The following is a 16,648-nucleotide window of genomic DNA, read 5'->3' as shown; positions in this document are numbered from 1 at the left end:
ATTCCGAAGGAATTTCCAAAGTGAGCTAAAACTAGCAATTAATTATACACGGTGTTAGCTGTTGTATTTTATAAATTTTCCTTTAGCTAATTCACTGTTTTTTTCAATGTCAACTATTAAATAATTTTTTTTGATGTAATCAAGAAGTTCTTTAAATGTTACATTAATTTCTGAAGACTTAACTGTCATCTTTTTAAAATCTAATTCGTCTTGTTTTTTTTCAAAAACATCAAATTTTAAATTCAATATCAAGTCTTTATTAAAATTATTTGAAGTAAATAAATTGTCATATCGGATGATTGAAATCCAATTTTTATAAAAATTATATAATTTTATTTTTAGGTCATCATCATAAATAAAGAAGTTACTACTTTCAAATAATTTTCTTACCAAATCAAAATAGAAGAACATATCGTTTTTAATCATAGTGGGTAAATTCTGAATAAAAATATCAATTGTTTCTATGTGTATTGAAGATAAAAATTGATTGAGAATAACAATGTCTCTATCTCTTTTTACGCTATTATTTTCAATCTTGTATGGTTTTGAAGGGTTTAAATTAATAATCGATTCAATTCCTGTTTTGAGTATAGATGTTAAATTCCCTTTTCCAGATTTATCATTTTTATCATCAATTTTAAATTCTGAAACTCTTCTTTTTTCTAAATCAAATGGTAATTCATCTTTAAAGTTACCATATTTTTTATTGAATACCATAATAATTCTCTCCCATCCTAACATAGACACAGCATATCCTAACTCGAAAACAACATTTGGATTAGGAGATTTACGGTTATTACAATTGCAACTACTATTTATCGTTGTAAGGTCACAAATAAAAATATCTGATTTTTCTATTTTCTCAATTATTGTTTTAGGTATTTCAGGGCTACCTGATTTGTTTCTTATAGCTTCATCAATTGAAATATCAATTTCATTGTTGTCTTTTTTTATTTTGAGTTTAGCTTCTTCAATGCAAATACTAATGGCTTTTTGATTAGTATCTGAAGGGCAGTCACTCTGCCAAGAGTAAAATATACTTACTTTATTGTTCATATTTCTTGTATAACAGCTAACGTTTTGGGTATGAAATTTATGTGACTGTTAAGTGACTAAGCTAATAAATAAACACTAAACACATAGTAAACAATGGACTTTCTTATGTGACTAAAAACACATATTTTTTATAACCGTTGTTATTGTGCGTTTTAATGCACTCTAACGGTTTATATATGGTTTGTTGCGTTTTTCGAGCAACTAATTTAGTAAATAAAAACGAAATAGAAAATCCCCTAAGGATTTTCGTAGGTAGGCGAGCACTAGCAATAAATTATATATTTTGTTAGCTTTTCGTTTATTTTTCCTTTTTTACAATTAAAATACCGATATAAAACCACATATTTTTCAGCGTTTTTATTCGGCGTTTAACTTGTCTAAATTTTCATTCATAATTTCGCAAACAAGCTAAAAGTCCGCCATTTTCATTTCAGAATTACAGACAGATTCTTGCGTAATATTTGTCAGAATCCCACAGTTTTTCATTTCCGATTGCATAAACAGGATAAAATTCCACCGTTTCTATTTCATAATTGCGGACAGATTCTTACGTAATATTTTTCAAAATCTTCTGCGTTAAAATTCCATTTCTAATTGCGTAATATTTATCAGGATTCTACTTTAGGAAAACGCTTTATTTTTCCAATTTCACGCATTTTTTTTGTTAATGAAAGCTAACGCCATGTGTATGTGGCGTATTTTTCCGCCAGGAAAATATGCGCTCATACACTTTGTTAACGTGCGTTTTTTCTTTTTTAATTAAAATACCGTTATAAAATCACACATTTTTCAGCGTTTTTATTCGGCGTTTAACTTGTCTAAATTTTCATATAAACTTACGCTAAAAAATCTAAAATCGGGGATATTCCGAACATTTTTTCATTTTTATTTTCGATTGCGTAAACGAGCTAAAAAGTCGGCTATTTTCATTACAAACAGATTCACGTAATCTTTGTCAGGATTTTACTTTTCGAAAACGCTTAATTCCGTTAATATTCCGTGTAATTTGGCTTAATGCAGGTTAACGTGTTTGTGTATGATTAGTTGCGTGTTTCAAGCACTAAAGTTAGTAAATAAATCACAGATAGAAAGTCCGCGAGGATTTTCGTAAATTAGCTAAAACCAGCAATTAATTATACATGGTGTTGTAAAATGTTTTTTATTCATTATCTTTTAATCGATTATTATTAAATCTGTCAAATTTGTGAAATTATCTTTATTAGTTATTCTTCCAGATATTGCAAATTGTAAAGAATCGTTTTCGGGAACTGCTGAAAATTTATAGGTATGAGATATTGAAGAATTATTATTTATTTCGGTTGAATATGTTCCACCAAGTCCATCTTGTCCCAAAAGTAATTCATTCACATTACTACCAGCAGGATAGTTGTCGTTGAAATCATAAATTGTGATTATATTTAGTGAATCTATTTGATTTGTATATATAACATCAGTTCGTCCGCAACCATCTCCCATTTCCATTCTGTTTGTTATTGAGTCCGCAGAAACTCCAATCCCTAATTCATTTGGATTAAATTCATCTAAATAAGGATATATTCCGTTTTCATCATAAGAATATATAAATCCACGAACAGATTCGATAGTATTTATACTTACGTCTTCGTCTCCGTTACAACAAGAATTGATAATTAGAAGTATCAATGTAAACAATATTATTTTCTTCATTTTTATTGGTTTCAAATGTTTTACAACGCCATGTGTATGTGGCGTATTTTTCCGCCAGGAAAATATGCGCTCATACACTTTGTTAACGTGCGTTTTTTCTTTTTTAATTAAAATACCGTTATAAAATCACATATTTTTCAGCGTTTTTATTGGGCGTTTAACTTGTCTAAATTTTGATATAAACTTACGTGAAAAAATCTAAAATCGGCAATATTCCGAACATTTTTTTATTTTCTATTGCGTAAACGAGCTAAAAAGTCCGCCATTTTCATTTCGGAATTATAGACAAATTCTTACGTGATATTTGTCAAAATCTACTGTTTTACGATTCCGTTTCTATTGCGTAAACGAGCTAGAAAGTCCGCTATTTTCATTACAAACAGATTCACGTAATCTTTGTCAGGATTTTACTTTTCGAAAACGCTTAATTACGTTAATATTCTGTGTAATTTGGCTTAATGCAGGTTAACGCCTAGTGTATGTTGCGTATTTTTCCGCCAGGAAAATATGCGCTCATACACTTTGTTAACGTGCGTTTTTTCTTTTTTAATTAAAATACCGTTATAAAATCACACATTTTTCAGCGTTTTTATTCGGCGTTTAACTTGTCTAAATTTTCATATAAACTTACGCTAAAAAATCTAAAATCGGGAATATTCCGAACATTTTTTCATTTTTATTTTCGATTGCGTAAACGAGCTAAAAAATCTACGGTTTCATTTCGGAATTATAAGCAAAATCTTACGTGATATTTGTCAAAATCTACTGTTTTACGATTCCGTTTCTATTGCGCAAAGGAGCTAGAAAGTCGGCTATTTTCATTACAAACAGATTCACGTAATCTTTGTCAGAATTTTACTTTTCGAAAACGCTTAATTACGTTAATATTCCGTGTAATTTGGCTTAATGCAGGTTAACGTTTTGTATATGGTTTGTTGCGTATTTCAAGCAAATAATTTAGTAAATAATTACCAACCAAGAAAGTCCACGAGGACTTTCGTAAGTAGGCGAGAAGCTAGCAATAAATTATATATGGTGTTGTAAATAGTTTTTTATTCTCTTATTCCTGTTATAAACCAATATTCATTTCTATTTACTAACTCTATAACAATTTCTTCTTGTTTTTTCTGTTCAGATTCTTTAGATATTATAGAAGTCAATACAAAAGCTTTATTTTTCTCTATTCTAACATTTTTCACATTGATATTTATTTTTTCAGTTAAGGCTTTAAACTCTTTATACTTTTCATTCAATGATTTAGTGTTTCTATAACTATTGTAATTATTAGAGTTGTTTAATTTATAGTTTGTAGATTTAGGTAAATAAGAAAAAATCATAAATAATTTGTTTTCTTCATCAAACTTTATAAGATATGGATCCATAAAGTATTTCCACTCTGAAAATCTTGCTTTTTGGAAAGATGAAAATAAATACTCAACAACTCCTTTTGGAGATTTTTGTAAATCATAAACTAATATTTTTTTACTGTCTTTAGATTCAAAGAACTTATTCATTTCTTTTTTAAGTAGTAAAAAATTTTCTCTTTCTTTTTTTGCTTTAATTATTTTTTTTTCGCTTTCTACTGTATTTCCATATCTATTGTTGTAATTAAGTGCATTTTTTTCTTTTTTGTTTGTTTCTTTATCTATTTTAGTAAGTACATTGTTCAAAAAAGAGTTCCTTTTATCAAGACCGTCTTGCAGAAAATATTTTTCTAATTTATTAGTTAAATCTAATTTATCGGTATCAACTTTTATTTCATTTTTTTTGGTTTCTTTTTCATCACTTGTTTGAGATTTTATCTCGCTTTTACAACTTAATATTGTTACTACAATTATTAATAATAATTTTTTCATATTTTTTTTTAAATTATTTACAACGCCTAGTGTATGTGGCGTATTTTTCCGCCAGGAAAATATGCGCTCATACACTTTGTTAACGTGCGTTTTTTCTTTTTTAATTAAAATACCGTTATAAAATCACATATTTTTCAGCGTTTTTATTCGGCGTTTAACTTGTCTAAATTTTCATATAAACTTACGTGAAAAAATCTAAAATCGGGAATATTCCGAACATTTTTTCATTTTTATTTTCGATTGCGTAAACGAGCTAAAAATTCCGCCATTTTCATTTCGGAATTATAAGCAAAATCTTACGTGATATTTGTCAAAATCTGCTGTTTTACGATTCCGTTTCTATTGCGCAAACGAGCTAGAAAGTCGGCTATTTTCATTACAAACAGATTCACGTAATCTTTGTCAGGATTTTACTTTTCGAAAACGCTTAATTCCGTTAATATTCCGTGTAATTTGGCTTAATGCAGGTTAACGGTTTATATATGGTTTGTTGTGTTTTTCGAGCAACTAATTTAGTAAATAAAAACGAAATAGAAAATCCCCTAAGGATTTTCGTAGGTAGGCGAGCACTAGCAATAAATTATATATTTTGTTAGCTTTTCGTTTATTTTTCCTTTTTTACAATTAAAATACCGATATAAAACTACATATTTTTCAGCATTTTTATTCGGCGTTTAACTTGTCTAAATTTTCATTCCTAATTTCGTAAACAGGCTAAAAGTCCGCCATTTTTATTTCAGAATTACAGACAGATTCTTGCGTAATATTTGTCAGAATCCCACAGTTTTTCATTTCCGATTGTATAAACAGGCTAAAGTCTGCCGTTTCCATTTCAGAATTACAGACAGATTCTTGCGTAATATTTTTCAAAATCTTCTGTGTTAAAATTCCATTTCTAATTGCGTAATATTTATCAGGATTCTACTTTAGGAAAACGCTTTATTTTTCCAATTTCACGCATTTTTTTTGTTAATGAAAGCTAACGCCATGTGTATGTGGCGTATTTTTCCGCCAGGAAAATATGCGCTCATACACTTTGTTAACGTGCGTTTTTTCTTTTTTAATTAAAATACCGTTATAAAATCACATATTTTTCAGCGTTTTTATTCGGCGTTTAACTTGTATAAATTTTGATATAAACTTACGCTAAAAAATCTAAAATTGGGAATATTCCGAACATTTTTTCATTTTTATTTTCTATTGCGTAAACGAGCTAAAAAGTCCGCCATTTTCATTTCGGAATTATAAGCAAAATCTTACGTAATATTTGTCAAAATCTGCTGTTTTACGATTCCGTTTCTATTGCGCAAAGGAGCTAGAAAGTCGGCTATTTTCATTACAAACAGATTCACGTAATCTTTGTCAGGATTTTACTTTTCGAAAACGCTTAATTCCGTTAATATTCCGTGTAATTTGGCTTAATGCAGGTTAACGTTTTTGTATATGCTTTGTAGCGTTTCTAAATCACTAAAATAGTAAATAAAACCCAGATTAAAGGTAGGCGAGTATTTTCGTAAATAAGCACTAAAAAAGCTATAAAGTATATACGGTGTTGCCAATAGTACGTTTGCCAATTACAAAAGTTCATTGACATTACGAAACTTTTTATTTTTTTTAAGCGTGGGTAAAATTACTTTCTAGAGAATTTTTTTAATCTTTCTTTTTAAGTCGTGACTATTTTTTAAACAATTAACTAAGTTAGTTTTATAAGGTTCTGATATAGTTCCTTTAATTATGTAGTCAATACCTTTTACTGGATAATGTTCTGATAATTTAGACAAACTATAAGTGTCAATATAATTCGCATAGATAAAAGTGTCTTTCAAAAACTTAAATGAAGTATCATTACATATTACTTTGTCTTTGTAAAAACAAAAACAACTTATAAATCTGTCAGGACATTCTATACATCCTTCTACTTTTATACTGTCAGGAACAAAGTCTTGAGATGAAGGCAAGCTTACAACCATAATTTCATTATCAACGTTTTTTAAAGTAATAAAAAACTTTGCTTTTGGTTTAGCACCATTTTTAAAAATGAAATTTGGAAAATATAATATTTCAAAAGGATTACATTGCATAAGTCCTACTAATCTCTTTTGATTCTATGTAGATATTATACATTTCTTGTTTGTCTTCTGAAAGTAATTCATTTAAATTAATTTTGAAATCAGTTGTTCTTCTTGATTTATTCTCAAAACTTTCTAATAAATTATTTTCTTTTGCTACTTTATACCACAAAGTGTGTGGTAAATGCGTTTGGTTAATTAACTCTGTAGCGTTAAAATGACCAAGATTTTCAATTAAAGTGTCCATTAATTGGATGTCAGAATCAGAAAATTCGTCATCAACAAAATTATGTTTTGGTTCAATAAAACAACCATCTAATCCATTTATATGAGAATGTTTGATGTGTTCATTCAATATATATGGTTCGTTTATTTCAGCATATAAATCTTCTGAAACAGGGCCTAAATGCCATACTTCCCATTCTAAACCTAAAAAAGGTCTTCCATATTTTTTAATAGAGAATTCTTCTAAAAAATAAAGTAATTTTATAGTTTTTGTTTTAGATATACTATCTCCTATTTTTTCTTGAAGATAAATAATAGTATTTCCTATTTTATCTATTTCTGATTTAGTATAACTCATTTTTTATTTTATTTAAATAAATAATATTCTTTTCTATTTAAAGCGTGCAAATGTACGATAAATTTTTAATCATTGTACAATTTATAAACATAACTCATTAACAACACTAAACTTACAAAAATTAAATGAATAAAATTAATATTTCGTATATTAATTCCGAAAACGAGCTAAAAAATCAGTGGCAAAAAATAAAGACTTTTAGTAATAATTTATATTAAAAATAACGTTTCCAAAGTATTATTGGCAACGGTTTATATATGGTTTGTTGTGTTTTTCGAGCAACTAATTTAGTAAATAAAAACGAAATAGAAAATCCCCTAAGGATTTTCGTAAGTAGGCGAGCACTAGCAATAAATTATATATTTTGTTAGCTTTTCGTTTATTTTTCCTTTTTTACAATTAAAATACCGATATAAAACCACATATTTTTCAGCGTTTTTATTCGGTGTTTAACTTGTCTAAATTTTTATTCCTAATTTCGCAAACAGGCTAAAAGTCCGCCATTTTCATTTCAGAATTACAGACAGATTCTTGCGTAATATTTGTCAGAATCCCACAGTTTTTCATTTCCGATTGCATAAACAGGCTAAAGTCTGCCGTTTCTATTTCATAATTGCGGACAGATTCTTACGTAATATTTTTCAAAATCTTCTGCGTTAAAATTCCATTTCTAATTGCGTAATATTTATCAGGATTCTACTTTTTTAAACCGCTTTATTTTTCCAATTTCACGCATTTTTTTGTTAATGAAAGCTAACGTGTTTGTATATGGTTTGTTGCGTGGTTAAGCACGTAATTTAGCAAATAAAAACCGAATAGAAAATCCGCGAGGATTTTCGTAAGTAGGCTAGAACTAGCAATAAATTATATACGGTGTTAGCAATAGTTATTATTCCATATATAATTCGGAATTCCCATTTCTATTGTCGATTATTATCGTTTTATTTTCTTTGAAAGGTTCAATCACATTTTCATATGTTGAAGTTATTGATTTAATTTTCTTGTTTCTTTCTGTTGCAAATGTTTTAAATTGTTTGTCAAGATTTTTCTTGATTTCAGTTATTTCATTTGTATTAAACCAAGTTTTATCCTTTGCAGTATCTAACCAACCTAAAGTTTCTTTTCTAATTTCATTATACAGGGTTTTTGTTTTATGGAATGAAATGTTATCTGAATTAAATTCTGTTATTGATTTTAGTTGGTCGCTTATGAGATTTATTCTATTTATATCAGGATTTTTATAACATAAATTCATATGGAATTCTGTTAATTTCGCTAAATGAAATAATTCATCAGCGATTAATGAAGTTTTCATTTTAAATATAAACCCTGTTTTTTCAAAATCTTTTTCTTTCTTTTTAGCTTCTTTGAGTGAATTGACAGAAGTATATTCGTTATTTTTCTTTATTTCACTAACAGAATCTTCTAACATTAAAAAATATTCCTCTCTAACATTAGTAAGTTCTGAAATTATAGATTTGAGTAAAACAAAATCCTCAATTACAAAGTTTTTTTTGTTTAAATATTCAGTTAGAAACTTAAAAGACTTAATTAGTTTAGCTTGTCTTTCTATATGAAATAAGTTTAAAAGTTCGTCTAATTTTTCTTGTACAGAATTTAATTGTTTGGCAATATTATCCATATAATATTGACCAGTAGCAATTGATGCAATTTGAAATGCTACCATTGGTGTAAACATTGTGCTACCTTGTTGAATAAAACCAGCTTGTTGTGTTATTTTTCCACCTTCAGTTACAGCAGATGCAACTCCGCCACTTGAAAGTTTCATTAAAGTACTTGGGTCTGCTGTAGCTTTGAAAAGTCCATAAGTTGCAGATGTAGTAATTGCCGTATTTGTTGCACCACCAACAATATTTGATAATGTTCCTGAAATCGTTTCTTGACTTTCTTTGTTCAAGTATATCTTTGGTAAACTATTTATAAATTGTTTTTCATCAATAGCATCAAACTTTATTTCGGTTAATCCATTTTTGATTTTAAAACCATTAATGATATTAACTGTTTCGTCTTGAATTGGTGTGTTGTCTGAATTTGTAACTAAACTAATTCGATTGTTTAAATGATTGAATTGTTCCAGAGTTTTGGCATTATTTTTTATAATAATTTCGCTTATTTCGTCAAGTCCAAATAATTTCCTAATCCAATTTTTCATTCATTTCTGTTAAGTTGATTAATAATATTTTTTTCATTCAATTTCTACCAAGGTTCCATATCATTATCTTTTCCTTTTCTATTAAACAAATCAAGAAGTTTACTGATGCTACTTTTTTCATCTCCGTAACTACTATCTTTTGCATCTTGTAATTCATTTCTTTTGTCCCAAAATTTTTCAAGAAAGGATTGTCCTCTACTATTATCAGAACCAGAGTCCATTTCGTCAATCATTTTATTCGCACTTTTCATTAAATCATCTAAAAATCCCATATTTTATTTTACTTGTTTTTTTGTTGTTACGATGCTCGTTTTTAATTATTGCTAACGTGTTTGTATATGGTTTGTTGCGTGTTTCAAGCAATTAATTTAGTAAATAATTACCGACCAAGAAAGTCCACGAGGACTTTCGTAAGTAAGCAAAAAGCCAGCAATAAATTATATACGGTGTTGGCATTTCGTACTTATTCAGCACTTTCTGTAAATATATAAGTTGGTTCAGTTTCTTTTAATCCAAAATACCATCTTTTCCTTTCTTTTTTGTCGACTGTTGTAAGTAACATTTTAAATCCTTGTTTTTTCTCCAAATAATTAAATTCAAGATTTTTATTATTCAATTCTGCTATGTTAGAATAAATTACTTTCTTTAAATTAATTGTCGCTTTATCTGTGAAATCGGGTTGTATATTTTTTTCTTTAGAACCAATTTCATTGTACCAAACTGAAAATTCCCTTTCGTATATTTTACCATAACCCGGAAATAATTCATTGTCTCCAAATCCTAATTCTTTCCATTTTGTTGTTTTTCTTCTAACTAATTCCCAACCTTCAGGAATTTCAATAGGTTCAGGAATATATTCGCTTTCAATATCTTCTTTTTCAATTTCTCTTTCAACTTCAATCCAAGTAGGAATTGTATTTACAAGTGCGAAATACCATCTTTTTCTATTTTTATTATCTAAACCAGAAAAAAGAGCTTCATACCCTTTTGTTTTTTCAAGTCTTTCTAAATGAACATTTTCTCCAGTAATTTCAGAACTATTATTTGGCGTATAATTCAGAGGGAATTTATCATTAAATTTTTGAATATCCTTTTTTTCTTTTGAACCAACATCAGAATACCAAACTTCAAATTCTCTCTCAAATAATTTTCCGTAACCTGGAAATAATTCTCCGCTTTGAAATCCAAGTTCATTCCATCTTTCGGAATTTCTGTAAACTATTTCCCATTTAGAGGAATTTATTTCTTTTTTTGAAGAATTAATTCTCTTTTTTGATACTTTTTTTTCAGCTTTGGCAGATGAGTTATTTTTCTTTTTTTCATCTTTATCTCCGATGAAATACATTATTATAAAAAATAAAACTACTCCGATTATTATGTAAAATGTCATTTTTAGTGAATGTTTATTTGTATGAATGCCAACGCCATGTGTATGTGGCGTATTTTTCCGCCAGGAAAATATGCGCTCATACACTTTGTTAACGTGCGTTTTTTTCTTTTTTAATTAAAATACCGTTATAAAATCACATATTTTTCAGCGTTTTTATTCGGCATTTAACTTGTCTAAATTTTCATATAAACTTACGCTAAAAAATCTAACATCGGGAATATTCCGAACATTTTTTCATTTTTATTTTCGATTGCGTAAACGAGCTAAAAAGTCCGCCATTTTCATTTCGGAATTATAAGTAAAATCTTACGTAATATTTTTCAAAATCTGCTGTTTTACGATTCCGTTTCTATTGCGCAAAGGAGCTAGAAAGTCCGCTATTCTCATTACAAACAGATTCACGTAATCTTTGTCAGAATTTTACTTTTAGAAAACGCTTAATTACGTTAATATTCCGTGTAATTTGGCTTAATGCAGGTTAACGGTTTTGTATAATAATAGTGCGGTTTTGTGTGCGAGGATTTTCCGAAGGAAAATCAGACGTAACAAAAGTGCACAGGTTTTTAATTAAGCACTAAATTAAGCATTATTTTTATACGTTGTTGGGTACAGTTATTTTTATCGCTTTAATATTTTCATAAGGTTCTTTTTTATTTGCGTATTGTAAATTGTCAAAAGCAATCGCAGATTTTCCTTTTTCTATTTCAGAATTAATTAAATTCTCTAAAAACTTAATTCCCATTGCATCGACTCCATAATAATCTAAAAGAATATAATCGTTTTTTTCAAAATAGGCTTTTATAATTAGTGCTTTTTTGTTTTTGAAACTTAAATATTCAAATTTTTCATTTAAACTAATTCCGATTTCCTCTGCGATTATTTTTGCGGTCAATTTGTCAATAGACATTTTATTAATCAAGTATTTATTTACAGTCAAAGGACTTAAAAACTCTATAAGACTATTTTGTCGGTAGTTTTTTGCCCAAGGAAAATCAGTCTTTTGATTTTGGAATCGTTTTATTAATTCGATAGTCAAGTCAAAACCTAAAGGTAAGTTTTCAAAATTGAAATTTGGAATATAAATTCTAATTAGGTTTCCGCTTTTTAATTTAAATTCAGGTACATAAATTCCATTTATTTCAAATTTTTTGTTGTGGAAAATGTTGTTTTTCATAATTGTACCCAACGCCATGTGTATGTGGCGTATTTTTCCGCCAGGAAAATATGCGCTCATACACTTTGTTAACGTGCGTTTTTTCTTTTTTAATTAAAATACCGTTATAAAATCATACATTTTTCAGCGTTTTTATTCGGCGTTTAACTTGTCTAAATTTTCATATAAACTTACGTGAAAAAATCTAAAATCGGGAATATTCCGAACATTTTTTCATTTTTATTTTCGATTGCGTAAACGAGCTAAAAAGTCCGCCATTTTCATTTCGGAATTATAAGTAAAATCTTACGTAATATTTTTTAAAATCTGCTGTTTTACGATTCCGTTTCTATTGCGCAAACGAGCTAGAAAGTCCGCTATTTTCATTACAAACAGATTCACGTAATCTTTGTCAGGATTTTACTTTTCGAAAACGCTTAATTCCGTTAATATTCCGTGTAATTTGGCTTAATGCAGGTTAACGGTCTCGGCTATGATTTCGTTGTGGAAAATATCGGAGATTTTTCCGCTTATGAAATCAGCCGATTGGATTGTAAAAATATCAAATTTTGTTCAAATGCCACAATGAATTATAGCCATTGTTGTAACACGTTATTTTTGCAAATTATTATTTTCTTTTAATCGTAGGTCTTCCTTTGATATGGTTGTCTATCATCTCATATTCAAAATCATTAATTCTCTTTTTAGCTTTTTCTTTTTCTATGATTTCTCTTATTTCTGTCCAATATTTAGTTTGTGAATGTCTAAAAATAATCCAAGTTGAAACATTTTCTTTACATTCAAGAGTGTTTTCTGTTATCCAACCCTTTTCTTTAACTATGTCAATCAATAATTCCGTATTATGGTTATCAATTTCGATTTGTAATCTCATTAACGAATCTTGCTTGTGTTTACTCGTTTGAGATATTTTATCAGATATTTCTCTTGCTTTTTTCCCCCATTCTAATTGTTGCTCTCTACTTAAATTAGCATAGTCTTTCACTTCAATATTATTTACTTTTCTCAAAGAATCTAAAACACTAAAAAAAGGGTCTTCCATTTCAGGTAATCCGCGATATTTTTGGTCACTTTCAATAATTCCAACAATTATTTTACATAATTCATCCTTGTTCTCAAAATTTTTTTTCTCTTGGCAGGAACTTAAAATTATTAAAGAAAAAAGGAATGTTAATGTCTTGTTCATATCTTTAATTCAGGGTGTTTTTTATTAATGTGTTACAACGGTTTGTATATGAAAAGTGCTGTTTTGTGTACGAGGATTTTCCGCAGGAAAATCAGATGTAGCAAAACGGCACTGACTTTTGTATTATGACTAAATTAAGCATTTTTTATATATTTTGTTAGCTTTTCGTTATTTTTTTACAATTAAAATACTGTTATAAAATCACATATTTTCAGCATTTTTATTCGGCGTTTAACTTGTCTAAATTTTCATTTCTGATTGCATAAACAGGCTAAAAGTCCGCCGTTTTCATTTCAGAATTACAGACGGATTCTTGCGTAATATTTGTCAGAATCCTATAGTTTTTCATTTCCGATTGCATAAACAGGCTAAAAGTCCGCCGTTTTCATTTCATAATTACAAACAAATTCTTGCGTAATATTTGTCAAAATTTACAGCTTTACGATTCCATTTCTAATTGCGTAATATTTATCAGGATTCTACTTTTTTAAACCGCTTTATTTTTTCAATTTTTGCGTATTTTTTGTTAATGAAAGCTAACGGTTTGTATATGGTTTGTTGCGTTTTTAAAGCACTAAATTTAGTAAATAAAAACGGAATAGAAAATCCCTAAGGATTTTCGTAAGTAGGCTAGTACTAGCAATAAATTATATACGTTGTTGGGGCTAGTTATTTGTTTTTTCTAGCAGTCTTTTCTTCATTTCTAAACTCTCTCTGTATTCCAAAGCTTCTGATTTCATTGTCCAATGTGTTTCTAATTTAAATGTATCGACTTTAGCCTTGATTTCACTAATTGGCATAGCGAAAAATTCCTTTCTGTAATTTACTTTATTTACTCTTTCAGAATCGAAAGTTCTATGTAATTCTTTTTCTAATTTCGGAGCATCTTCTGAATGAATCATTGCGTGAACGTCAAATGTAAATGGAACAGAAGCATCTCCTAATTCTTTAACTCTGTCTAAAGGTTCTAACCTTCTTGTTAGTCCAATTTTATATACGTTTTCTCCAAATGAACCAACATTAGAAATTATGTAAACGTGTCCTCTTTTTGTTTGTTGAGCCATTGACATTGCTCTTTGTCCTTTCTCTTCTGCTATAAATAGTTTTTGCTTAATATTTTCTAGTTCTTGCTCAAATTTAGCTCTATCTTCGTCAGCAACTTTTAGTAATTTTGCCTCAATTTCTTTCCTTGCTTTTTCAAGCATTTTTTCTTCTTTTTCAGCTTCTTTTCTAGCTTTTTCAAAATCTCTTCTTGCTTTTTCTTCTTCTCTAATAGCTTCTCGTATTTCTCTTTGCTCTTGTAAATCTTGTTTCTTTATTTCGTGAACTGTAACTGCTAATTTTAATTGTTCTAAAACGGTTTCATAATATCTATTTGTAATTTTTGCATTTCTAAAGGCTTTACCATTATGATTTACCAGACGAAAAGCATCTTTTAAAGATTGTTGAAGTTTGCCATAATTGTCATATTTAACTTTAGCCATTATAGTATCAACTTTTCCATTAAAGGCATCTAGGACAAATTCAATTGCTGTTGTTTTTCTATGAACTTCAACATAATCACATTCTGCAACTTCATTATTTTTAATCATAGACTTTATAAGTGTTCTAATTTGTGCAAGTTCTTGACCAGCTTTTTTATGATTATATTCTTCTGCTAAATCGTCTAGAAGTGAATGGTTAGGTATTAAATATTCGTCTCCATAACCTTTAATGATATTTTTCATAGCTTTTACAGTTTTTTGATACTGTTCAGCATTATTCTTTGCTTCCCAAGCTTCTCCGGCTATACTTTCAGCTTTTGAATTAGCTTCATTTTCAATTTTTGTTGCAATTTTATGAGCATTTTCTAATATAATTTCAGCTCTATTTTTTGTTTCAGTTGCCTTTTCTCTTGCTTCTTTTCTTATTGTATTTACTTCTGATTTTGAACTTTGAATAATCTCTTCAACTTCAATTTTAGTTTTTTCTAACCTTTGCTCAATTTCATTAGAAATTTTTTTTAATTCATTATCAATATCTTTTATTGGCTCATATTTTTTTAAGTATTCAGTAGATTTTTGGTATTCTGAAAAATTATTTTTCTCCTTTTTAAATTTTTCATTTAAATCAGATATTTCCTTTTCTTTATTATCTCTTTCTTTTTTTAATTCATCATTTAAATCAGATATTTCTTTTCCTTTATTATCTCTTTCTTTTTTTATTGAAGAATTTTTAGATAATAAAACGATAATAATTATTATACAAATAGTAAGTAAAAATGTCATTTCTTTCTTTTTTTAATTAGCCCCAACGTTTTTATATATGGTTTGTTGCGTGTTTCAAGTTCTAAATATATTAAATAAAAACGGAATAGAAAATCCCTAAGGATTTTCGTAAGTAGATAAACACTAGCAATAAATTATATATGTTGTTGTGCGTTCGTACTTATTTTCTCGTATATTGATTATCAAATTCTTTCCAAATATTAGAATTGTAAAAATTTTTTGTTTGAGACTTTGGGTTTTTCGGGTCTAATTTTCGATTATGTGCAAGTTTTTTATCTTGTTTTATAATTCTCATTAATGAATGAAAGGCTGTATTTACTTTAAAATTCGAATATTTTTTATTTGCGGTATTTGTAACGTCAGAATATGAAAGAGGATATTTTAAAGTAATGTCTTCTTCGCTGATTTTTACAGGAACTCCATCTTTATCATATCTCATTCCAATTCCATCGATTGTTTTAGATTTTTTAAAACTGATATCAATTCCTATAGCTACACTAAATTTATCATCTAATGAATCTGTTTCCGAAACTTTCTTTTTTATAAAATTTAAGTAATTTTTTACTTCTTCGGTTAAAACAGAAGTTGAATCAACTTTTGAGTCAACATAAGCTAAAGGCATTAAGTAAAAATTGTATTTTGATAAATCAACTCTTGATTCCCAATATTGAATTAATTCCATATAGTTTTTAATACAAGCAAATCCTAATTCTTGAATTTCCTTAGAAATATCGGATGCGTTATGAAAATGTATAGAATTGTCTCTTAACTCTATAAGAGCGAAAAGACTTTTAACTAAATTTAAACTTATTTTTTCCTCGTGTTTTCTTAATCTTAGCATTGATTCCGCAAGACTTATGGTCATTGGATTTCGTGCTCTATTGAGTTTTGGTGTTAATACTTTAGATTTTTCACCATTTTTCTTTTTTTTATTTTCCATTACATAAATGGAATTCATATTGTATTTTGATAGTTTTAATATTCGAGCCTTGAACAATAATTCCCACGCATTTATTGAAAGTATAGAAAATGTTTCCTCACGGTATTTAAAATCAGGTTTATTATAAATCTCAATTGCTGATAGCATAGAATTGATAGATTTATCTAATAAACTTTGGTAAGTTTTATTAATTTTCATTTGTTTTGAGTGAGTTTTTGTATGACGCACAACGCCTAGTGTATGTGGCGTATTTTTCCGCCAGGAAAATATG

Annotated in this window: 12 protein-coding genes; all 12 read right to left on the bottom strand. The window is 28.1% G+C overall.

Annotated elements, in window-relative coordinates; genetic code table 11:
• Positions 1-54 precede the first annotated feature (54 nt).
• Positions 55-1,056 (bottom strand): TIR domain-containing protein, encoded by a 1,002-nt coding sequence (locus tag ABNT14_RS07460; RefSeq protein WP_101902800.1) that lies wholly within the window; start codon positions 1,054-1,056, stop codon positions 55-57.
• 1,173 nt (positions 1,057-2,229) lie between these two features.
• Positions 2,230-2,742, bottom strand: a complete 513-nt coding sequence (locus ABNT14_RS07455; RefSeq protein WP_348719371.1) for a hypothetical protein — start codon at positions 2,740-2,742, stop codon at positions 2,230-2,232.
• 1,052 nt (positions 2,743-3,794) lie between these two features.
• Entirely contained in the window at positions 3,795-4,598 is an 804-nt protein-coding gene (locus ABNT14_RS07450) for a hypothetical protein (RefSeq protein ID WP_101902730.1), read from the bottom strand.
• A gap of 1,637 nt (positions 4,599-6,235) precedes the next feature.
• The gene (locus ABNT14_RS07445; RefSeq protein WP_101902161.1) at positions 6,236-6,679 is read right to left on the bottom strand and encodes a hypothetical protein; all 444 of its coding nucleotides are present in this window, start codon (positions 6,677-6,679) and stop codon (positions 6,236-6,238) included.
• Positions 6,669-7,250 carry a Panacea domain-containing protein gene (locus ABNT14_RS07440; protein ID WP_101902162.1) on the bottom strand — a complete coding sequence of 194 codons (582 nt, stop codon included), beginning with the start codon at positions 7,248-7,250 and terminating at the stop codon, positions 6,669-6,671. Before ABNT14_RS07440 ends, ABNT14_RS07445 begins: the two co-directional genes overlap by 11 nt.
• Positions 7,251-8,139: 889 nt before the next feature.
• Positions 8,140-9,423 carry a hypothetical protein gene (locus tag ABNT14_RS07435; RefSeq protein WP_101902163.1) on the bottom strand — a complete coding sequence of 428 codons (1,284 nt, stop codon included), beginning with the start codon at positions 9,421-9,423 and terminating at the stop codon, positions 8,140-8,142.
• 44 nt (positions 9,424-9,467) lie between these two features.
• A complete protein-coding gene (locus tag ABNT14_RS07430) occupies positions 9,468-9,695 on the bottom strand; it encodes a hypothetical protein (protein ID WP_101902164.1) in 228 nt (75 codons plus the stop codon).
• Between the two features lie 191 nt (positions 9,696-9,886).
• The gene (locus ABNT14_RS07425; RefSeq protein WP_145993561.1) at positions 9,887-10,813 is read right to left on the bottom strand and encodes a hypothetical protein; all 927 of its coding nucleotides are present in this window, start codon (positions 10,811-10,813) and stop codon (positions 9,887-9,889) included.
• Between the two features lie 592 nt (positions 10,814-11,405).
• Positions 11,406-12,047, bottom strand: coding sequence for a hypothetical protein (locus ABNT14_RS07420; protein WP_348719370.1), 642 nt, complete (start codon positions 12,045-12,047; stop codon positions 11,406-11,408).
• A gap of 547 nt (positions 12,048-12,594) precedes the next feature.
• Complete coding sequence (locus ABNT14_RS07415) at positions 12,595-13,170, bottom strand: hypothetical protein (RefSeq protein WP_214988126.1); 576 nt, start codon at positions 13,168-13,170, stop codon at positions 12,595-12,597.
• A gap of 665 nt (positions 13,171-13,835) precedes the next feature.
• Entirely contained in the window at positions 13,836-15,437 is a 1,602-nt protein-coding gene (locus ABNT14_RS07410; RefSeq protein WP_101902717.1) for a DUF4041 domain-containing protein, read from the bottom strand.
• A gap of 160 nt (positions 15,438-15,597) precedes the next feature.
• Complete coding sequence (locus tag ABNT14_RS07405; RefSeq protein WP_101902716.1) at positions 15,598-16,575, bottom strand: DUF3644 domain-containing protein; 978 nt, start codon at positions 16,573-16,575, stop codon at positions 15,598-15,600.
• Positions 16,576-16,648: the final 73 nt, after the last annotated feature.

The sequence above is a fragment of the Tenacibaculum dicentrarchi genome, assembly GCF_964036635.1.
Taxonomy (GTDB): domain Bacteria; phylum Bacteroidota; class Bacteroidia; order Flavobacteriales; family Flavobacteriaceae; genus Polaribacter; species Polaribacter dicentrarchi.
Note: the sequence above shows the minus strand (reverse complement) of the source record. Positions and strands in the feature narration are given on the sequence as shown.